Origin of the sequence: Flavobacterium soyae (genome assembly GCF_021245985.1) — a bacterium.
GTDB lineage: Bacteria > Bacteroidota > Bacteroidia > Flavobacteriales > Flavobacteriaceae > Flavobacterium > Flavobacterium soyae.
Map to the genome: position 1 here is coordinate 86,452 of NZ_JAJQXA010000010.1, position 19,704 is coordinate 106,155.

Consider the following 19,704-nt stretch of genomic DNA (forward strand, 5'->3'; position numbering starts at 1 on the left):
AAAAGTCGGCAATTTTTTCGGCTTTATACTAAATTTATCTTAATATGATTGTGTTTTTATAAGTATTAATTTTTTGTTTTTATCGTATTTCCAAACATCCGAATGATTTCTTGCACCGCCCCTGCAGCTTGATGTAAGTGTCTTTTTAATTTTATCAATTTTTACATCACAAAACATATCGCATTTAGGGTTAAAACCTGATGGAAAATTTAAGCGATCAAATTGTTTTGTCTTTTGGTTGAAAATAAAAATCTCATAAATCGTATAACCCCCCATTCCGTCATCAGTATGAAAAGAAGCAAAATCTGTAAATCCGTCAAAATTATAATCGCTAATGTCTAAACTTGACCGCTTTCCTGTTATCGAAGCTTCAAGATTGTTTATGAGTTGAATTTGCCCGGTTTCAGCATTTTTTATTCTCAATGTCTCAAAATCATCTTCAAAACGTACTTTAAATTCACTTTTGTCTTTTTGTAATATAGAAATTTCATTTTGGCTGTATGAAATAGAAAAAACGAATAGTATACCAATATGTAAAAAGAGTTTTTTCAAAATCAATTAATTTTCTTTTGGATGATAAAATTCGACAATTTTTTTGGCTTTTGATACGCCGACAACCTCTGATATTTCTTTTTCAGATGCTAATTTCAATCTTTTAACACTTTTGAAATGTTGTATTAACGTAAGCATTGTTTTTTCGCCAATTCCCGGAATACTTTCTACCGAAGAATTAAGTGCAGCTTTGCTTCGTTTGTCACGATGAAATGTGATCCCGAATCGATGCGCTTCATTTCGTAATTGTTGAATTACTTTTAATGTTTCTGATTTTTTGTCGAGATATAACGGAATCGAATCGCCCGGATAAAAAAGTTCTTCGAGACGTTTCGCAATCCCTATAATCGCAATTTTACCACGTAAACCTAATTCGTCAATACTTTTTAAAGCTGCGGATAATTGTCCTTTTCCACCGTCAATGATTATTAATTGTGGTAAAGGCTCATTTTCATCTAATAATCTTTTGTAACGGCGATACACAATTTCGGTCATTGAAGCAAAATCGTCAGGCCCTTCAACCGTTTTTACATTAAAATGGCGGTAATCTTTTTTGCTGGCTTTTCCGTCTTTAAAAACTACACAGGCTGCAACAGGATTTGTACCCTGAATATTCGAGTTGTCAAAACATTCAATATGTCGAGGCTCAACCGGAAGACGTAAATCTTTCTGCATCTGCGCCATAATTCTATTAACGTGACGATCAGGATCTACAATTTGCAATTGTTTCAACTGCTCGATTCGGTAGAATTTTGCATTTCGAATCGATAAATCCAGAATCTGTTTTTTATCTCCAAGCTGCGGAACGGTTACTTTTATTTTTTCGCCCAAATCAATTTCAAACGGAACAATGATTTCCTTTGATAATAATTGAAAACGCTCCCTAAGTTCGATAATCGCCAGTTCTAATAATTCTTCGTCGCTTTCGTCCAGTTTTTTCTTGATTTCTAAAGTGTGCGAACGAATAATCGAACCGTGAGAAATTTGTAAAAAGTTGACATAAGCTGCGCTTTCATCTGAAACAATTGAAAAAACATCAATATTCGTAATCTTCGGATTTACAATCGTTGACCTTGACTGATAATTCTCCAGTATTTCTATTTTTTCTTTGATTTTCTGCGCTTCTTCAAAATGAAGATCTTGTGCATATTGAACCATTAATCGCTTAAAATCTTTCATGCTTTCCTTAAAGTTTCCTTTTAGGATTTCGCGGATCGCATCAATCTGTCTTTGGTAATCTTCCAGAGATTCTAAACCTTCGCAGGGACCTTTGCAATTGCCAATATGATATTCCAGACAAACCTTGAATTTGCCCGAATCGATATTTGATTTGCTTAAATCGTAATTGCAGGTTCTTAACGGGTACAATTCTTTTATTAAATCCAGAATCGTATAAACCATTTTAAAATTGGTATACGGGCCAAAATATTCAGATCCGTCTTTTACCATTCTTCGGGTTAGGAATATTCTCGAAAATGGTTCTTTTTTAATACAGATCCAGGGATAACTTTTATCATCGCGCAGCAAAACATTATATCTTGGCTGTAATGTTTTGATTAAATTGTTTTCTAATAAAAGCGCATCGGTTTCTGTGGGAACTACAATGTGTTTTATCGTTACAATTTTTCGAACTAAAACATTTGTTTTGGCCGTATCGTGAATTTTATTGAAATAGGAAGAAACCCTTTTTTTTAAATTTTTGGCTTTACCTACATATAAAATTTTCCCATCTTTATCGTAATATTGATACACACCGGGATTATCCGGCAAGGTGAGAATTTGTAGATCTAAGGACGGTTTTGACATTCTGTTTTATTTCTGAAGATAGTTGAAAGCGATTTCAAAAACCATTCTAGTTCCTGAAAAAAGCTTAACAGTGATTTAGTTTCAAATTTACGAAATCAAAAGAATAATTTCTATATTTAGATTTTATAATTCTACATGAAAAATAGTAAGCCCCTTGTTATTTTTGGCGAATCGATTTTGCCGGGAGAACATAAAACCATAAACGTCGAAATAGCGCGATTACATACTACAACAAAACTTAATATTCCTGTAATTGTCCGTCGTTCCAAGCATGAAGGTCCGGTTGTTTTATTTTCGGCAGGAATTCACGGTGATGAAATTAACGGAGTAGAAGTGGTTCGACAAATCATCAGCAAAAAAATAAACCGTCCTGATAGAGGAACCATTATTTGTATTCCCATTATCAATATGTACGGTTTTGTGAATAAATCTCGTGAGTTTCCTGACGGACGTGATTTAAACCGGGTTTTTCCGGGAAGTAAAAAAGGTTCTTTGGCAAGCCGATTTGCGTATCATATCGTAGAGCAGATTTTACCAATTATTGATTACGCTGTTGATTTTCACGCCGGCGGTGCCAGTCGTTTTAATGCTCCGCAAATTAGAATCACAGAAAATAATCCGGAATTAAAAATTCTTGCCGATGTTTTTAATGCGCCGTTTACTTTATATTCTAAAAATATTGGCGGTTCTTTTAGAAATACATGTGAAAAAGCCAATGTAAAAATGCTGCTTTTTGAAGGTGGAAAATCACTCGATATAAATGATGCCATTGCCAATGAAGGAATTATGGGCGTAAAGCGTTTATTGCATTATTTGAATATGCTCGACCCAAAACATATTGTTGAAGAAGCCGAAGAACTTTCAATTTATATTAAATATTCGGTTTGGCTGCGTGCGAAATGTTCTGGTTTGCTTCATGATTATAATATGGTGGGAAGATTTGTTACCAAAGGAACTATCTTAGCCATTATTACAGATCCGTTTGGAAAGTTTGAACAAAAAGTTAAAGCGCCGCACGACGGGTATGTTATTAATGCCAATCATTCGCCAATTGTTTACGAAGGCGATGCGATTTATCATATATCTAAAAATTCTCCTGTAAATGTCGACGAGTAAAAAAGAATTAAGACTTGAGTATAAAAATCTTCGAAAAAAACTTTCTGAAAGTGATATCGAAGGAAAAAGTCTGGCTATTGCCAATAATTTAATTCAATTGCCCATTTGGGATAAAACCTATTATCATGTTTTTTTGCCCATTACAGAGCAAAAGGAAGTTGATACCGAGTTTATTCTGCATTTGCTTTCCGGAAAAGATAAAGAAATCGTGATTTCTAAAAGCGATTTTGAAACCAGAGAAATGACGCATTTTTTATTGACGGATAATACCAAAATCAAAAAAAACGAATATAATATTCCTGAACCCGTAAACGGACTTCCTGTTCCAACTCAAAATATTGAGGTTGTTTTTGTACCGCTTTTGGCTTTTGATGTTTTTGGAAATAGAATTGGTTACGGAAAAGGTTTTTATGATAAATTTTTAGCAGATTGCAAATCCGAAACCATCAAGATCGGTCTTTCATTCTTCGAATCCGTAAATCAAATCGATGACGTTTTTGAATCTGATATAAAATTGGATTATTGTGTTACGCCTGAGAAGGTTTATAATTTTCAATAAATTTTCCAATATATATTTTCACAATCAAAATCGACCCGGCAAATCGTAGAGAAGCACAGTAGTGCGTCTCCGCAACGTTTGTCGACAAAGATCTTTATATTAATATTAAGTCAAATTTCAAAAAGTAACAGTGTATCACAATGTTTGTCGATATGCTGGACGTAGACGCACTGCTGTGCGTCTCTACAATATGCTGGGGTCACACATGGATATTTCGACAATCAAAATCGTAGAGGCGCACAGCAGTGCGTCTACACAACGTTGATCGACAAAGAATTTTGATAAATGAAATTCCAAAAAACGAAAATCCCAAATTCCAGATAACAATTGGAATTTGGGATTTTTTATTTGAGATTTTTAAAACCTTATTTTACTTCTTTAATTGTCGCAGCGTCAATCCAGCCTTCAGTTCCGTCTGTTAATTCGATTTTTTTCCATTTTCCAACCGTTTCCATAACGTAAACTTTTGCGCCCTCATGAAGCAGAATAATGGCTGCACCAGCTTTTTGTGGTTCGCTTCTAACTTCGCTTAATTCAGAAAAAACAATTGCCGGGCGATCGTTGTCAAAATGATCTTTTTCAGACATTCCGGCAAAAATGCTTAAAATCAAAGCGACTAAAAGAATAAACATTCCAATGAAATAAATTCTTTTTGTAATACTGAGCTGTGAAAAATAGTAGCCAATAAAGCTTAACAAAAACACAAAAGCAATCGCAACAGAAATCTTAGCCCATTGATTATAATCAAAAATACCGGTAAAGTTCTGGATCAGTTTTGCAAAACCCACTTTTGGAACTTCTTTAATCTCGTCAATCGTTAGTTTTTTTGCAAATTTTAAGTTGTTTAAAGTCTCAGGATCGTTTGGTTTTAATACCAACGCTTTTTCATAATTGTAAATAGAAGGCGCAACTTTATTCAGTTTATAATAACTGTTTGCCAGGTTAAAATACAACTCTGCAGACTGCTGTTTGTTTTCTTTAATAATATCTTCATAAACCTGAACAGCTTCCTGATATTCTCCCTTTTGGTATAAAGCATTTCCTTTTTCGAAGCTGCTTTGAGCAAAGAAAACCTGCGAGATTAGTAAAAAGAGATATAATATATTTTTCATTTTCTTATATAATACGATTTTCAACTTTGCGAACTTAACACAGCATAATCTAAATCAATTTTTCTTAGCTCCCGATAGCTGTCGGGATTGTGTTAAAATTAAACGATCTGTTTTTCTAATTCTGAAATAATCAAAACAGCTTTGTCATAATCCTGCTGGATTGAAGCACTTGATGCAGGAGCATAGCGGGCAATTTCACAGTTTTCGGTCAAATTAATAAAATTCTGAACCGTTTCAGGATTTGAATTTCTTGATAAAAGCAGTTCCTGAATATTGTCTTTACTCATTTCTGAAGTTTCAATATGCAGTTTTGCTTTCAGGAAATTATGCATTGCTTTTTCAAGCGCAATATAAAATGCTTCTTTGTTATTAAGCTGTTTTTTAGCCTGCGATAAATATTTCTTCGCCAGCTTATTGTTCATTCTAATTCTGTTTCCGGTTACATCGCTGTCAATTGCTTCTTTTTTCTTCTTAACCAAAATTATAATTGGAATAATGGCAAAAGGGAAAAACAATAAGGCATAATACAAATCTGAACCGTAAAAATCATCTTTAGCAATTGTCGCTAAAGTTGTTTTTGGCTTAATATATTTGAATTGTTCAGTTTTAGTAATTACGTTTTTAGCAGCAGTAGAAGGATTCGCTTCCGCTAAAGTTGGCCCATCTAAAACATCAACCATAATTTCGGGAGAAGTTATTGTTTTATAGGAACCTGTACTCAAATCAAAATACGAAAACGTCATTGGTTTAATCGCATATTTTCCTTTGTACTGCGGAATAATAGTGTATTTATCTGAAATTTTTCCAGACATTCCAGACAATGAAGTGGTTACTTTTTCATCGTGAACGGGATCGTACATTTCTAACGCATTTGGTACAACAGGTTTAGGCAGCGTAAACAATTTCATGTTTCCTGTTCCGGAAGCACTTACAAGTAAATCCAGGCCTTCGCCGCTTTTTAACGTTGTTCTGGATGGTGTAACTTTAAAACTAAAGTTACCAACAGCTCCGGTAAAGCCTTCTGGCTTACCTGATTCAGGAAGTGGTCTTACACTTATTGTTCTGGCTCCTGTGGTTACAACTTTATTGTCTTCAGCAATAATCATCTGGCCAAACATATCGCGGCGATTTGTAGGCAATTGCACTCCAATATCTAATGAAAATGGTTCAATTGTTAATCTACCTGATTTTTGCGGGTATAAAATGGCTTTCTTTAATATTACATAATGACATCTCTGACCCTGATAACTTCCTTCTTCCATTACCAATCGCGTGATGTCAATATTCTGATTCCAGAAATCATTGTATTTTGGTTTAGCAATTTCTCTAAATCCGGTAACACCAATCTCATTAAAATACAGTTTGTAAACAACTGTTATTGGTTCATTTACATAAGGAGTTGTTTTAGAAACCTCTGCAACTAATTGTAATAATTCGTTTCCGGAACCACCTCCGCCTTGTTGTCTGGGATCATTAGGATCTCTTTCCTGTGCAACGGCATTAGTAACCGTAACTTTTATTGGAGACGTTTTATAAACCTGTCCATTATATTCTATGGCAGCCTGTTTAATAATTACAGTTCCTTTTTTCTCAGGCTGAAGAATATAAGAATATATTTTTTGAAAAGAGCTTCGGCCGTTTACCCAGGACTGGCTTATCTGCTGGCTTGGTCCGGCTACAAGTTTAAATCCTTCAAATGCAGGCTGGTCAAAATTATCGCCATCGACATTCATGATGAAGTCAATGCGAAGTCTTTCGTTAAGTCCAAGCGTGTTTTTGCTTACTCTGGCTTCAAATTGAACTTGAGCCATAAGCCCTTGAAAAGTGAGCAGTAATAGAATTAAATATCTTTTCATTTAACCGTTTAGTCGTTTATTTGTTTAACCGTTTAATCGTTTAACTATTATTTGTTTTAAAAGGAATCAATTAAACAAATAAACGGTTAAACGATTAAACTTATTTTACCAGTCTTTCTCTGGTTTTTTAGGATTTGATTTTATTTTTTGAGCGTTTACTTTATCTTGGATTTTCTTTTCCTCGTTGTTTACAGCATCTAACAAGTTCTGAACACGTTCTTTTGAAATTCCTCCAGGCTGCGGTTTAGGTTCTCCTTTGTTGTCAGACTTGTCGTCTTTCTTCGGATCATTTTTACCGTCATTTTTATCTTTGTCCTTATCGCCTTTGTCGTCTTTTTTATCCTTATCCTTATCTTGATTTTTGTCCTTATTCTTGTCTTTATCTTTATTTTTATCCTTATCCTTATTCTTGTCTTTGTTCTTATCGTTGTTTTTAGGAGGATTTTCTTTTAGTTTTTGTTTCGCGTAAGCGTAGTTGTAACGCGTTTCTTCGTCAGTAGGATCGTTACGTAAAGCTTCTTTATAAGCTTCAACTGCCTGCGTATAATCTTTCTCTTTCATAAAAACGTTACCAAGATTATGGTAAGCTTTATGTTTTTCAGGTCTTGTTTTGGCAATTTTTATGGCATTCGCGTAAGCGTATTTTGCTTCAGAAGCCTGATTTTGTCTGTAAATCGAGTTTCCTAAATTGTAAGAGCCGGCTGCACGTTTTGAAAATTTTGATGCCGAAATTCTGTAATTAGCTTCAGCATCAGTAAATTTATTCTGCTTATATTCTTCATTGGCATCAGGCAATGTCTTGTCTTTTTCCTGAGCAGAAACTGCAAAAGGAAGCGTTAGTAAAATATAAAGAAGTAAATTTTTCATTCTAATTTTTTTATTTTTTGTTCCGAATTTCGAGCGGAATCTTTATTTCTTTTCGTTGAATAAATTCAACTCTTTAATCCAGTTTGTTTTTCTTTCTAAAAGGAAAATATCTGCAAATAAAAGCAGGAACCCAAAACCAATAAACCATTGAAACTGCGATTGAAAATCGGCCATTTGTGTCGATTCAAATTCAGTTTTCTGAATATTGTTTAAAGCATTTTTAATGTATTCTAAAACCTCTTTGGTATTTCCGCCATATACATAACCGCCTTTTGTTGCTTTTGCAATAGCTTTTAATCCTTCCTGATTCAGTTTTGTAATAACAGTTTGTCCGTTTTGATCTTTTTGGTAATTTTTTACTATACCATTTTCTCTTAACGGAATTGTTGCGCCTCTTTCTGTTCCAACACCAATTGTGATAATTTTCATTCCAAGTTTATTGGCTTCTTCCGCTGCTGCTGCAGCTCCTTCAGAGTGGTCTTCTCCATCAGAAATTAAGATTATAAGTTTGCTTGTTTTGCTTTTTTCATCAAAATATTTAGCAGATAATCTAATCGCTTCATCAAGAGAAGTTCCTTGTGACGAAACCATGTCAGGACTCATGCTCTGCAGGAACATTTTTGCAACACTGTAATCAGATGTAATTGGCAATACCGGAAATGCACTTCCCGCATAAGCCACAATACCAATTCGGTCGCTTCCTAATGAGTTTATAATCTGCGAAACTAATTGTTTACTTTTATCTAAACGACTTGGTGCCACATCTTCGGCAAGCATACTTTTAGAAACGTCAACAGCAAAAACGATATCAATACCTTCACGTTTTACGGTTTCCATTTTTGTTCCAATTTTCGGATTTACCAAACCGATAATTAAACACGCCAACGCCAAAAGCAAAATCGATAATTTTAAAACAGGTTTAAAAACAGATCGGTCCGGACTCAGTTTTCGTACCATGTCTAAATCACCAAATTCCCGCTGTTTTTTTCTTTTCCAATACATGTTGAAAAGGAAAATACACACCACAATTGGGAGTAATAGTAAGAGATATAAATATTTTTTTTCGTCTAATTCCATTTTAAATTTTAGATTTCTGAATTTAGATTTTAGATTTTTTTAAATCCAAAATTAAATGAAGCTTCTGTAAACTGTATTTCTTAAACCAACTTCAAGCAGTAATAGAAATGCTGCGACCAAAACAAAAACTCTGTATTTTTCATCGTAATCGTAGAATTTTAATTCCTGGATTTCGGTTGTTTCTAATTTGTTAATCGAATTGTATATTTCGGCTAATCTATCGTTGCTCGTTGCTCTAAAATAAGTTCCGTCTGTTTTGCGGGCGATACTTTTCATTAATCTTTCGTCGATTTCAACTTTCTGCATTTTGAATAAAAAACCTCCATTTGGTGCATAGGCGTATGGAGATTCGGCCATTCCGTTTGTTCCAATACCAATTGTATATACTTTTATTCCGTATTGTTTTGCAATATCTGCAGCAGTTTCCGGTTCAATAAAACCGGCATTATTAACACCGTCAGTCATTAAAATAACGACCCTGCTTTTTGCTTTACTGTCTTTAAGACGGTTTACTGCCGTTGCTAAACCCATTCCAATTCCGGTACCATCTTGTAAAACGGTATCGTATTTAATTCCTTTTATTGCTTCAAGAATAATTGGTTTGTCGCTTGTAACAGGTGTTTTCGTATAAGCTTCAGAAGCGTATAAAACTAAACCAACCCTGTCATTTGGTCTTTCTTCAACGAAATCGGCAGCAACTCTTTTTAAAGCTTCCATACGGTTTGGCTTTAAATCTTTTGCGAGCATACTTCCAGAAACGTCGATTGCTATTACAATATCAATTCCTTTAGTTGTTTTAGTCTGATTGCTGATGTCTACTGTTCTTGGTCTTGCTAAAGCAATAATCAGTGAACTTAGGGCAATAATCCTGAAAATATATAAACAAGGCTTTAATTTGGTCAATAACGATTCGCTGTTTTTAAAACCTGCTGTCGAACTCATTTTTAATGTAGCCGACTGCTGATTTCTTTTCCAAAAAAACCAGCCAATAGCAATTGGAATTAATAGAAACAACCAAAAGAATTCCGGATTTAAAAAAGTGATCTGATTATTCATTAGTTACTTGCTTTTTTAAGTTCAACAGAATTTAAAATTCGGGTTGTAATGTCGTTTGCATACGTATCACCTTCTTCATGAAAGATGATTATTTGCTGTAATCCCTGGTCTTGTTTAAAAAGCAGGATTTCATAATAACCTTTTATACTCGTTTTATTTGCTGGATTTAAAACAGTCATTGTTCCGTAACCTTTTATACCCTGAATACCTTGATTGGTCTGGAAATCTTCTTGTTTAACAATAATGTTTTGACCACCTTGAAGTTCGATTACTTTTAAAGCACCTTCTAAAGCTTTTGATAAATCAATATCGGTAGGAGTTTTAAATTTAGTGGTTGAAACTGCTACATAAAAATTGTCAATCATACTTCCGTATGCAAAAAGCTGCATTTCCTTAATCAACGCCATTGTTTCTTTTGGAAGGACTTTTAATGCATCCATTCGTTTTAAAACTTTTGGGGTTTCAATGATAACGCCCGGATTTCCGTATTCACTTTTAACCCATTCGCCTTCTAAAAGTTCTTTAGACGGATGACCAATAATATTGTCTTTTACGTATGTAAAACCTTTTGTGGCAATGAAAAAAGCTGCTGTTGCCAATATCAGGAATACAACAGAGCCAGCAGTAATGGCAATTCGTTTGTTTCTTTGTTTTTTTAATTGAAGCTGAATTTGTTTTTGCTTTTGCGCTTCGTTCAGCAATTGATCTTCTTCTTCAGCCGGAACTTCGGTTGGGATTGCATTGTCTAGCGTTAAAATTACTTTCTGGATTTTATTTCGGTCTTCTGTAATTTCAAAATCAAGCGGTTTCGATTTGGCAAATTTTACTAAATCGGCCTGGCGTAGAACGCGTTCTAAATTCTCCACCGTTTCAGGCGTTAAAGTCATTTTCTTTTTAGTCGAAGCTGTTCTGATTGCCTGAATTAATTCAGAAGTTGTACTTTCCATTGCCGGAATATGAATCGCTTCTTCAATATAATTACGGGCAATGTCAGTTAGTTCACTATAATATTCTTTAATTTCGCCTTTTTGAACAAGTTCTTTTGACTCCAGATTGTTTAATAAACTTGTCGCTTTTTCAATTGGCGTTTTATAAACTTCTTCTTCGATTTTCTTTTTCTGGTGTTTTTTAACATACCAATAAATTCCTGCGCCAATTGCTAAAATAATAACCAAAGCCACAACGTATTTCCACCAATCGCCAATGCCGCTGTCAGCCGCAGTAATATCTTTAATGTCGTACATTTTTTGCTGTAAAGTATCAACTTTTACATTAGCAACTTCTACACGAATAGAATCTGAGAAATAAGGTTTTTTATCAATTAAAATCTGAACACTCGGAATTACATATCTTCCCGAATCAAATTGTGTTAATCCATATTTTTTGATTAATTCGTAAGTGTCGTTTTTCTTTACAGTATCAACCGGATAGGATTGAATAACCTCTAAAGGGCCAAATCTTTTTAGTTTAGGGAAAACGACTTTCGAATTAGCATTTACAACCGTTTTCAGCGTTAGCTTAAACTCGGCTCCAACTTTATTTTTGGTGGTATCAATGCTGGTTTCGACTTGTTTTTGAGCAAAAACAGCCGAAGAAAGCAAAAATAAAAATATGTAAAACTTTAATTTCATTATGATTAACGATTGAAGATTAACGATTTTTGATTTCAGATTTGTGAAACTTAAATATTAATCTTTGTTCTTTTTTATGAATTATTTTTTGATGTTTTAATACTTGATACAAAAATTGAGATTAATTGATTGGCCTCTGTTTTTGCTCGTATTAAACTTTCATGATCTGTTGAAAGATTTGCTTTTTCTATTATTTTTAAGCAAACAAATGTTTCTCTTAATTCTTTCAGACAAATTCCCATTTTATGGATAAAATCTTTTTTACTTTCTGTACTTTGTGCTTCACCATAATTTAAAGCAGGTGATGTGCTGGAACGAGTTATTTGACCTAATAAATGATTTCCAGCGTAATTTTTTTCAAATGTAATTGTTAGTAATATTATGCTTGCAGCAAAATCAATCAATCTATTTTCTACTTCTTGTTTAGTCATTCCTTAATTCTTCCCTTTAACCATAAATCATAAACATCATAAATCAAAAATCGTTAATTAAAAATCTTAAATCTTTACCTTGATTTGAAATAGCCTAATAATTTAGTAACATAATTTTCGTCGACTCTTGTGTTTACAACACCAGCGCCAGATTTACTGAAAATATCTTTGAAATAATTTACGCGTTCCTGATAATGCTTTTCGTAATTCATTCTCACTGTTTTTGAGCCTGTATTTACCAATTGAATTTTTCCCGTTTCAGCATCAAGCATCGTTACCATTCCTAAATTTGGGATTTTTTCTTCACGGATATCATATACGCGAACACCTGTAATATCGTGTTTTTTAGAAGCAATTTTTAAAGTCTGCTCGTAATTTTCAGACATGAAATCAGAAATCATAAAAACAATTGCTTTCTTTTTTTGTGTTCCTGATAAAAACTTCAAGGCTTGAGAGATATCTGTTTTGTGGCTTTTTGGTTCAAATTCGATTAATTCACGAATAATTCTCAAAACGTGTGAACGGCCTTTTTTTGGCGGAATATATAATTCGACATTGTCAGAAAATAAGATCAATCCAATCTTATCATTATTTTGTGTAGCCGAAAAAGCCATCGTTGCAGCAATTTCTGTTACGATGTCTTTTTTAAACTGACTTTTTGAACCAAAACCTTCAGAACCCGAAATATCAACCATTAAAACCATGGTTAATTCTCTTTCTTCTTCAAAAACTTTTACGTGGGCTTCGTTGTAGCGTGCGGTTACATTCCAATCGATGTTACGAATATCATCGCCATATTGGTATTGGCGTACCTCGCTAAAAGTCATCCCGCGTCCTTTAAATGAAGAATGGTATTCTCCCGAAAAGATGTGATTGCTCAGTCTTTTGGTTTTGATTTCAATCTTTCGTACTTTTTTTAAAAGCTCTTTTGTATCCATTTTTTCGGATTGCAGATTTTAGATTTTAGATTTTAGATTCCAAATTAGAGCGTAGGTTTTAAATCTAAAATCTACACTCTAAAATCTAAAATTTTTTAAGGTACTTCAATCTCGTTTACGATTTTGTTGATAATGTCTACAGAAGTAATGTTTTCGGCTTCAGCCTCGTATGTGATTCCAACTCTGTGACGTAATACATCATGTACAACAGCACGAACATCTTCTGGAATTACATAACCACGACGTTTGATAAAAGCGTAACATTTAGCAGCATTTGCCAAGTTGATACTTCCACGGGGAGATGCTCCAAAACTGATAAGTGGTTTTAAGTCGGCTAATTTGTATTTCTCTGGGTAACGAGTAGCAAAGATGATATCCAGAATATATTTTTCGATTTTTTCATCCATATAAACTTCACGAACTGCTTCTTGCGCACGTAAAATTTGTTCTACAGAAACTACGGCATTTACTTTTTCGTAACTTCCTTTTAAGTTTTGACGAATTACAAAACGTTCTTCATCAATTTTTGGGTAATCAATTACCGTTTTTAGCATAAAACGGTCAACCTGAGCTTCAGGTAATTGGTATGTTCCTTCTTGCTCAACAGGGTTTTGAGTTGCCAAAACTAAAAACGGACGATCTAGTTTAAAAGTTGTATCACCAATTGTAACTTGTTTTTCCTGCATTGCCTCTAAAAGTGCAGACTGAACCTTTGCCGGAGCACGGTTAATCTCATCGGCAAGTACGAAGTTGGCAAAAATAGGCCCTTTTTTAATAGAGAACTCGTTTGCTTTAATGTTGTAAATCATGGTTCCGATGACATCGGCAGGAAGTAAATCCGGCGTAAACTGGATACGGCTGAAAGAACCCTGAACCGCTTGTGACAAAGTATTAATGGCTAAAGTTTTTGCTAAACCGGGAACTCCTTCAAGTAAAATATGTCCCTGACCCAAAAGACCAATTAATAAACGCTCGACCATATGTTTCTGGCCCACAATAACTTTGTTCATTTCCATTGTAAGAAGGTCTATAAAAGCACTTTCTCTCTCAATTTTTTCATTTATCGCTCTAATGTCTAAAGTCGTTGTATTTTCTTCCATATAAATATTTTTAAAACCTTGATTTTTACGCCTAATTTTTGAGAGTGCAAATTGAATATTTTTTAAGAAGTAAGATGTTAAAGAATGGTTAAAACTTCGACCAATTACCTAATTTTAAGGACGAATTGTGAATCTATTTTTATATTTTTAAGAACTTTGGTGATTATGTTTTACAAAAGCATATTTATTAGCAAAAATAACTCAATATAACCATGAGCAAAACAGCATTATCGCCTATAATTTCAGGCACTATGAATTGGGGTGTTTGGGATAAAAACCTTTCACCAAAAGAAATGGAAAATATGATACAAATTTGTATCGAAAACAAAATCACAACTTTTGATCACGCCGATATTTACGGGGATTATACCACCGAGGCCGATTTTGGTAAAGCATTTAAAGCCAGTAAAATTTCACGCGAAAAATTACAATTAATTACGAAATGCGGAATCCAGCTTGTAACAGAAAGCCGTAATAATAAAATCAAACATTACGATTATTCTAAAGAGTATATCATTTGGTCTGTTGAAGAATCCTTAAAGAAACTTAAAACTGATTATGTTGATGTTTTTTTACTGCACAGACCAAGCCCTTTAATGCAGGCTGATGAAATTGCTGAGGCGGTTGAAAAATTAAAATCAGAAGGGAAAATTTTAGATTTCGGACTTTCAAACTTTACAAGTTCTCAAACTGAATTAATTCGTCAGAAAACAGAAATTAGCTATAATCAGGTACAATTTTCTGCAACACATTTTGAACCAATGGTTGACGGAAGCCTGGATTATATGCAGACACACGGAATTCGTCCATTGTCATGGAATCCGCTTGGAACTGTTTTTAGAGAAGATACTAAGAAAACACGCCGTTTGAAAAAATTATTTTCAACGTTACTTGAAAAATATCATTTAGGAGCAGATACACTTTTGCTTGCGTGGATTTTAAAACATCCGGCAGCAGTTGTTCCAATTGCAGGAACGGTTAATGTTGCCAGAATTCAGTCTTTAGTAAAAGCTGCTGAATTAGAAATGGACAAAGAAGACTGGTTTGCCATTTGGACAGAAAGTATGGGTGACGATGTGCCTTAATTGGTGAAATTATCATTGATAAAAAAACAGCTATGTTTAAATATTTAGACATAGCTGTTTTTTATGGTTGATTAATTAATTCAAGTTGTTAGTTTAATAATTCAATAAATAAATCGGCTCTAAAAAAGTTTAATCCCTGCGGGATATTTTTTCTGGCAGATTTTATTATTCTGCTGCCAATATTTAACTCCTAACGGGGTAACAAAAAAATATCTTGGAGAGATTACATATTGGTAGAAATCAATTTATTCATGTCAATTTTTGTCCCTCCGGGCAATGTCATTAAGTTAAGCTTTTAGAAAATAAAATTATTGCAAATCAAATCCGTGTTTATCCGCGTTTTTACGAAGTAAATCTGTTTTATCCGCGTCACAATTAGACGCTGATTTTACTGATTCGCTAAAGCGAAAACGCTGATAAAAACTGATTTTTCTAATTACTTTCTTAATTAAACTGTTAAGTAATTTTATAGATTTCCTCTTAACTTAATGACATTGCCCGTAGGACTACACTTTATTAACTAGCAGCTTGAATTAATTATTTATTGTAAAGCCAGAGTGTTCATGTTTGTAATTTGGCCATTAACAACCACAATATTAGGAATAACTAAAGGCGGTAATGCCGAACTCGGATCTGGTGTGATGGTTACCGTATAAGTTCCAGCGGGAATACCGTTTAGCTGAAAAGCACCTAACTCATTTGTATAAGCTGATACTGTTACATCTCCAACCTGAACAGATACTAATGACTGAACAGCAATTGGGGTTACAATTCCTTTGATTGCTCCGGATACCGCATTTGTAGAAACTCTGATTACAGGATGTAAGTTATAATTTCCAGAACTACCAGCCTGAACTACAACAGAATGTTCTACATCAAAATCTAATAAAAAATCATAAGTTACACCCGGTACTAATGTTTGATTAACTTTTAGTTTTAGACCTGATTGTTGGGCACTTGGCGTTTTTAAAGGATAAGTTGTGCCATCTTTAATAACTGTATTATGTTCACCAAGTACCAATCTGATTTGTCCTAAATATCCTGAAGGAACCTCGTTATCTGCCAAAAGAACATTTACACCACCTGTTAAATCAAGTAAATTGTATATACCTGGAGTTATATTTCCAATACTTACCCATCCGTCTTCGCCGGTTTCTGAATTGCTTTTGATTTTAACGTCTAATACCTCAACGTTTACTTCGTCGTAATCGCCTGGAGCATCACTCATCCTTACGCTGATTTTTGAAGTTTGAGAGTTGTTGTCATCATTACTGTTACAACTTGTAAAAAATAAACAAAGCAGCAATGTCAGGAGAAGTATTTCTAAATTAAGTTTTACTTTTTTCATGACTTTCTTTTTTTTAAATTAGTAAATTAATAACGCAGAATAAAATTAATTTAGTGTCTTTATACTGTAATTTTGTAGAAATTTTAATCGAATTTTAAGGAAAAAGTTTGGTTATCTCTTAAATAAAAGTAGGAAACTTAAATCATGAAAAAAACTGTTTTAATAACTGGCGCCACAAGCGGAATTGGAAAAGCAACTGCGCAAATATTAGGTAAAAATAACTATAAAATTGTCCTTTGCGGAAGACGTATTGATCGTTTAAAGGAATTGGAAAAAGAACTTTCGGCTTTTACAGAAGTACATTCTTTGTCTTTTGATGTTCGGGATAAAAATGCGGCTTTTGACAGCATTAATAATTTACCTGAGGAGTTTTCGGCAATTGATATTTTAATTAATAATGCCGGAAATGCACACGGTTTAGATCCGATCCAGAACGGAGATGTTGACGATTGGGATGCTATGATTGATATTAATGTAAAAGGCCTTTTGTATGTTTCGAAAGCGGTAATGCCAAAAATGATCGAAAGAAAATCAGGGCATATTATTAATATTGGATCAACAGCTGCCAAAGAAGTATATCCAAACGGAAATGTATATTGCGCTTCAAAACATGCAGTTGATGCTATTACAGCAGGAATGCGAATTGATTTAAATCCATTCGGAATTAGAGTTGGAGCAATTCATCCGGGAATGGTCGCAACAGAATTTAGTGAAGTGCGTTTTAAAGGTGATATCGAAAGGGCTTCAAATGTTTATAAAGGCTTTGATCCGCTGCAGGCAGAAGATATTGCAGATATTATACATTTTGTAGTTTCAAGACCATATCACGTAAACATCGCCGATTTAGTTGTAATGAGTACTGCGCAGGCATCATCAACGATTGTCAAGAAAAATATTTGATAAGAGATTTTATTGTAAAGACGCACAGAAGTGCGTCTTTTTTACGTTTTAAAGTTATAGAAGTGCAAAAAAAATAATTACGAGTTTTTAATTAGTGTAAATTAGTGCAATTAGCGGCAGAAAAAACTTAAACCATGATCAATAAACGCCTTTTAATAAAAAACTTACTCGCGCATAATGATGAGAGCAGTTTTTATGATAAAAAAAGGCAGCTGAATCTTCATTCCAGAGAAGGAAAAGGAAAGTTTCTAAAACATATTTGTGCGTTGTCAAATTCAAATCCAACCAATAATTCTTATATCGTGGTTGGAGTAGAAGATCAGGATAACGAAATTGTTGGTGATGATTTTTTTGACGATAGCCGAATCCAGAATCTTGTTAATGCTTTTCTGGAAAATCCGCCTAAAATTCAATATGAAAATGTACCATTTCCGAATCTTCCAAAAGATAAAGTAATCGGATTGGTGACTATTAAACCCAAAAGCAAAATTTCCTATTTCAAAAAAGGAATTCATACTATTGCTGCCAATAGTATTTTTGTGCGACGCGGTAGTAATTCGGTTCCTTTAGAAATTAGCGAAGAAGTTGAAAAAAATTATCAAAATACAGAAACGGTAATTGGTATCGAAAATAGTTCCCGAAACAGCATTCAGTATACTCTTGACGGTGTAATTGATTTTATGAATTTCAGACATAAAGATATGTCGCCAAAATATAATGTTTTTAAAGAATTGTTTGTGATCTGCTGGGCCGGAGTTCCAAAAAAATCCAGAGATAAAACCTTTTTATCCCGCGTTGATATTGAACTGATTAATGAACAAGTTAAACTTTTTTATTCGGCGCAGGATGTGGTTACGATTTTCTTTAATGATGATACTTTTACAATTACAGAATATGTTCCGCTTGGACTAAATGATAAAACAAGTTATTATCCGCTGGAAGAACAAACGATTCATTTTTTTGATAACGGTTATTATAAAATTGACCGCCAAATGCTTTTTCAGCCGCCTGAATTCAATAAACGAATGTTGTTTCATATTTATAACGGGAATATTGCATTGCTCCAAAAATTACAAAAAGGAATCTCTCTTTCTGGCCGCGAATTAAAAGATCTTGAAAATCTTCCTTCAACTTTTATGATTTGCTATTTAAATGGTTTTGATGATGCCAAACAAAAATTGATTGATGCCAAGTTACTTTTAAAGCCTTTTGGACAGGCTTATTTGTCTTTTAAAGAAGCTTTACGAGTTTTGAGAAAGATGAAGTATGATATACAGTAAGGAAAGGTTCTAAGTTGCTGAGATGCTAAGGTTCTAAGTTTTTTGTAGGTATGTATACGTAGAGACGCACAGCAGTGCGTCTAACCGAAAGGTTTTTTGAATTGCCTCCACCTTTAGCTGGAGGTAAAAATTGAAGGTATTAGGGCTTTAGCCAAATTTTCTTTCGAAATTAAATTATTGAAACTTTAAATATTTACTCACTTTATCATACGGAAAAACTATTTCTTTTGGGCCGTCAGCGTAAGATGCAGCTTCGTATGAATTGTAATAAAGCAGTAAACCTTGAGAAGTATAGAAAATATTCTGCGGTAATTGAAATTTATCGTTTTCGAACATTAAACCTGTAGCGTTTATGTTTGCTTTTTCGGGAATTTGGTATTTGAGCCTGAATTCTTTTTCGGCGAAAGCCTTAAATTCTTTCTCATTTTTAAATAATTGATCGTTAAAAATAACTTTTCCGGTTTTTGAATTAAATAATAAAGACCTGAAACCCTGATAGCCATGTGCGCCGCCGGTAAAAGTATAATGATCTATTTTGATGTTTAAAATCTGTTCTGATTCAAACTCGACATTTCCCGTTATTTTTCCTTCCCAGCCAAAAGTATCATGCGGAAATTTTTTATGCATTTCTTCGTAAGAAGCAATAAAAGATTTTGACAATGATTTATAATCATTGACCTTTGCCGAGTCTTCGCCGAAATAAATGATTTCTTTAATTACATTGAAAACTTTTTTATTAATGCTGTCAGCGATGATTTTCTTATTTTTAGCAATCGGGACTTCTATTGTAATTTTCGGGCAATCGTTTTTGCACGGAATAGTAGATTTTTCTTCAAACGTTTCATTTTCAAATGAAAGCTCTTTTTTGCAACTTGTAAAAATCAAACACAAAAAGATTATAAATATGTAATTTTTCATATCAAAAAGTGTTAATTATCTACAAAGGTAAGAAGTTGTATCAGGATAAAATAAATTAAGCGGTAAATTTGT

General features: G+C 33.7%; 18 protein-coding genes. 5 read left to right on the top strand and 13 right to left on the bottom strand.

Annotation, left to right across the window (positions count from 1 at the left end; all coding sequences use genetic code 11):
- Positions 1 to 39: 39 nt before the first annotated feature.
- Entirely contained in the window at positions 40 to 552 is a 513-nt protein-coding gene (locus LUU93_RS13940) for an XAC2610-related protein (protein ID WP_232681751.1), read from the bottom strand.
- A 6-nt stretch (positions 553 to 558) separates the two neighbouring features.
- Positions 559 to 2,358 carry an excinuclease ABC subunit UvrC gene (gene uvrC / locus LUU93_RS13945; protein WP_232681752.1) on the bottom strand — a complete coding sequence of 600 codons (1,800 nt, stop codon included), beginning with the start codon at positions 2,356 to 2,358 and terminating at the stop codon, positions 559 to 561.
- A gap of 135 nt (positions 2,359 to 2,493) precedes the next feature.
- Between uvrC and LUU93_RS13950 the strand changes: the two genes are divergently transcribed.
- Positions 2,494 to 3,474 (top strand): succinylglutamate desuccinylase/aspartoacylase family protein, encoded by a 981-nt coding sequence (locus LUU93_RS13950; RefSeq protein ID WP_232681753.1) that lies wholly within the window; start codon positions 2,494 to 2,496, stop codon positions 3,472 to 3,474.
- Positions 3,461 to 4,033, top strand: coding sequence for a 5-formyltetrahydrofolate cyclo-ligase (locus tag LUU93_RS13955; RefSeq protein ID WP_232681754.1), 573 nt, complete (start codon positions 3,461 to 3,463; stop codon positions 4,031 to 4,033). Before LUU93_RS13950 ends, LUU93_RS13955 begins: the two co-directional genes overlap by 14 nt.
- A gap of 365 nt (positions 4,034 to 4,398) precedes the next feature.
- Here the strand turns inward: LUU93_RS13955 and LUU93_RS13960 are convergent, their stop codons facing one another.
- From LUU93_RS13960 to LUU93_RS14000, 9 genes are all read right to left on the bottom strand, one after another.
- On the bottom strand, positions 4,399 to 5,145 hold the full coding sequence (locus LUU93_RS13960; protein ID WP_232681755.1) for a tetratricopeptide repeat protein: 747 nt from the start codon (positions 5,143 to 5,145) through the stop codon (positions 4,399 to 4,401).
- A 98-nt stretch (positions 5,146 to 5,243) separates the two neighbouring features.
- A complete protein-coding gene (locus tag LUU93_RS13965) occupies positions 5,244 to 7,001 on the bottom strand; it encodes a BatD family protein (protein ID WP_232681756.1) in 1,758 nt (585 codons plus the stop codon).
- Positions 7,002 to 7,106: 105 nt separating this feature from the next.
- Positions 7,107 to 7,868, bottom strand: a complete 762-nt coding sequence (locus tag LUU93_RS13970; protein WP_232681757.1) for a tetratricopeptide repeat protein — start codon at positions 7,866 to 7,868, stop codon at positions 7,107 to 7,109.
- 42 nt (positions 7,869 to 7,910) lie between these two features.
- Complete coding sequence (locus LUU93_RS13975) at positions 7,911 to 8,945, bottom strand: VWA domain-containing protein (RefSeq protein WP_232681758.1); 1,035 nt, start codon at positions 8,943 to 8,945, stop codon at positions 7,911 to 7,913.
- 51 nt (positions 8,946 to 8,996) lie between these two features.
- Positions 8,997 to 10,001, bottom strand: a complete 1,005-nt coding sequence (locus tag LUU93_RS13980) for a vWA domain-containing protein (RefSeq protein ID WP_232681759.1) — start codon at positions 9,999 to 10,001, stop codon at positions 8,997 to 8,999.
- Positions 10,001 to 11,632, bottom strand: a complete 1,632-nt coding sequence (locus tag LUU93_RS13985; protein ID WP_232681761.1) for a BatD family protein — start codon at positions 11,630 to 11,632, stop codon at positions 10,001 to 10,003. The genes LUU93_RS13980 and LUU93_RS13985 overlap by 1 nt, the downstream gene beginning before the upstream one ends.
- Before the next feature lie 74 nt (positions 11,633 to 11,706).
- Positions 11,707 to 12,063 carry a four helix bundle protein gene (locus tag LUU93_RS13990; protein WP_232681762.1) on the bottom strand — a complete coding sequence of 119 codons (357 nt, stop codon included), beginning with the start codon at positions 12,061 to 12,063 and terminating at the stop codon, positions 11,707 to 11,709.
- A 74-nt stretch (positions 12,064 to 12,137) separates the two neighbouring features.
- On the bottom strand, positions 12,138 to 13,001 hold the full coding sequence (locus LUU93_RS13995; RefSeq protein WP_232681763.1) for a DUF58 domain-containing protein: 864 nt from the start codon (positions 12,999 to 13,001) through the stop codon (positions 12,138 to 12,140).
- 95 nt (positions 13,002 to 13,096) lie between these two features.
- The gene (locus LUU93_RS14000) at positions 13,097 to 14,101 is read right to left on the bottom strand and encodes an AAA family ATPase (protein ID WP_053473368.1); all 1,005 of its coding nucleotides are present in this window, start codon (positions 14,099 to 14,101) and stop codon (positions 13,097 to 13,099) included.
- Positions 14,102 to 14,313: 212 nt separating this feature from the next.
- On the opposite strand from LUU93_RS14000, the gene LUU93_RS14005 reads away from it, so the two are divergent.
- Positions 14,314 to 15,186: an aldo/keto reductase gene (locus tag LUU93_RS14005; RefSeq protein ID WP_232681764.1), complete on the top strand. Its 873-nt coding sequence runs from the start codon at positions 14,314 to 14,316 to the stop codon at positions 15,184 to 15,186.
- A 541-nt stretch (positions 15,187 to 15,727) separates the two neighbouring features.
- Here the strand turns inward: LUU93_RS14005 and LUU93_RS14010 are convergent.
- The gene (locus tag LUU93_RS14010; protein ID WP_232681765.1) at positions 15,728 to 16,534 is read right to left on the bottom strand and encodes a DUF4382 domain-containing protein; all 807 of its coding nucleotides are present in this window, start codon (positions 16,532 to 16,534) and stop codon (positions 15,728 to 15,730) included.
- Positions 16,535 to 16,678: 144 nt separating this feature from the next.
- Here LUU93_RS14010 and LUU93_RS14015 point away from each other — a divergent pair, with 144 nt between their 5' ends.
- Together LUU93_RS14015 and LUU93_RS14020 are read left to right on the top strand one after the other, a co-directional pair.
- Positions 16,679 to 17,434: an SDR family NAD(P)-dependent oxidoreductase gene (locus LUU93_RS14015; protein WP_232681766.1), complete on the top strand. Its 756-nt coding sequence runs from the start codon at positions 16,679 to 16,681 to the stop codon at positions 17,432 to 17,434.
- 134 nt (positions 17,435 to 17,568) lie between these two features.
- Entirely contained in the window at positions 17,569 to 18,714 is a 1,146-nt protein-coding gene (locus LUU93_RS14020) for an ATP-binding protein (RefSeq protein WP_232681767.1), read from the top strand.
- Positions 18,715 to 18,888: 174 nt separating this feature from the next.
- On the opposite strand, the gene LUU93_RS14025 is transcribed toward LUU93_RS14020, so the two are convergent.
- Positions 18,889 to 19,632, bottom strand: a complete 744-nt coding sequence (locus LUU93_RS14025; protein WP_232681768.1) for a DUF3298 and DUF4163 domain-containing protein — start codon at positions 19,630 to 19,632, stop codon at positions 18,889 to 18,891.
- Positions 19,633 to 19,704: the final 72 nt, after the last annotated feature.

Excerpts from the sequence above, each read along its gene's own strand:
- uvrC (WP_232681752.1), bottom strand. The coding sequence starts at position 2,358 with ATGTCAAAACCGTCCTTAGATCTACAAATTCTCACCTTGCCGGATAAT.
- LUU93_RS13950 (WP_232681753.1), top strand. The coding sequence starts at position 2,494 with ATGAAAAATAGTAAGCCCCTTGTTATTTTTGGCGAATCGATTTTGCCG.
- LUU93_RS13955 (WP_232681754.1), top strand. The coding sequence starts at position 3,461 with ATGTCGACGAGTAAAAAAGAATTAAGACTTGAGTATAAAAATCTTCGA.
- LUU93_RS13960 (WP_232681755.1), bottom strand. The coding sequence starts at position 5,145 with ATGAAAAATATATTATATCTCTTTTTACTAATCTCGCAGGTTTTCTTT.
- LUU93_RS13965 (WP_232681756.1), bottom strand. The coding sequence starts at position 7,001 with ATGAAAAGATATTTAATTCTATTACTGCTCACTTTTCAAGGGCTTATG.
- LUU93_RS13970 (WP_232681757.1), bottom strand. The coding sequence starts at position 7,868 with ATGAAAAATTTACTTCTTTATATTTTACTAACGCTTCCTTTTGCAGTT.
- LUU93_RS13975 (WP_232681758.1), bottom strand. The coding sequence starts at position 8,945 with ATGGAATTAGACGAAAAAAAATATTTATATCTCTTACTATTACTCCCA.
- LUU93_RS13980 (WP_232681759.1), bottom strand. The coding sequence starts at position 10,001 with ATGAATAATCAGATCACTTTTTTAAATCCGGAATTCTTTTGGTTGTTT.
- LUU93_RS13985 (WP_232681761.1), bottom strand. The coding sequence starts at position 11,632 with ATGAAATTAAAGTTTTACATATTTTTATTTTTGCTTTCTTCGGCTGTT.
- LUU93_RS13990 (WP_232681762.1), bottom strand. The coding sequence starts at position 12,063 with ATGACTAAACAAGAAGTAGAAAATAGATTGATTGATTTTGCTGCAAGC.
- LUU93_RS13995 (WP_232681763.1), bottom strand. The coding sequence starts at position 13,001 with ATGGATACAAAAGAGCTTTTAAAAAAAGTACGAAAGATTGAAATCAAA.
- LUU93_RS14000 (WP_053473368.1), bottom strand. The coding sequence starts at position 14,101 with ATGGAAGAAAATACAACGACTTTAGACATTAGAGCGATAAATGAAAAA.
- LUU93_RS14005 (WP_232681764.1), top strand. The coding sequence starts at position 14,314 with ATGAGCAAAACAGCATTATCGCCTATAATTTCAGGCACTATGAATTGG.
- LUU93_RS14010 (WP_232681765.1), bottom strand. The coding sequence starts at position 16,534 with ATGAAAAAAGTAAAACTTAATTTAGAAATACTTCTCCTGACATTGCTG.
- LUU93_RS14015 (WP_232681766.1), top strand. The coding sequence starts at position 16,679 with ATGAAAAAAACTGTTTTAATAACTGGCGCCACAAGCGGAATTGGAAAA.
- LUU93_RS14020 (WP_232681767.1), top strand. The coding sequence starts at position 17,569 with ATGATCAATAAACGCCTTTTAATAAAAAACTTACTCGCGCATAATGAT.
- LUU93_RS14025 (WP_232681768.1), bottom strand. The coding sequence starts at position 19,632 with ATGAAAAATTACATATTTATAATCTTTTTGTGTTTGATTTTTACAAGT.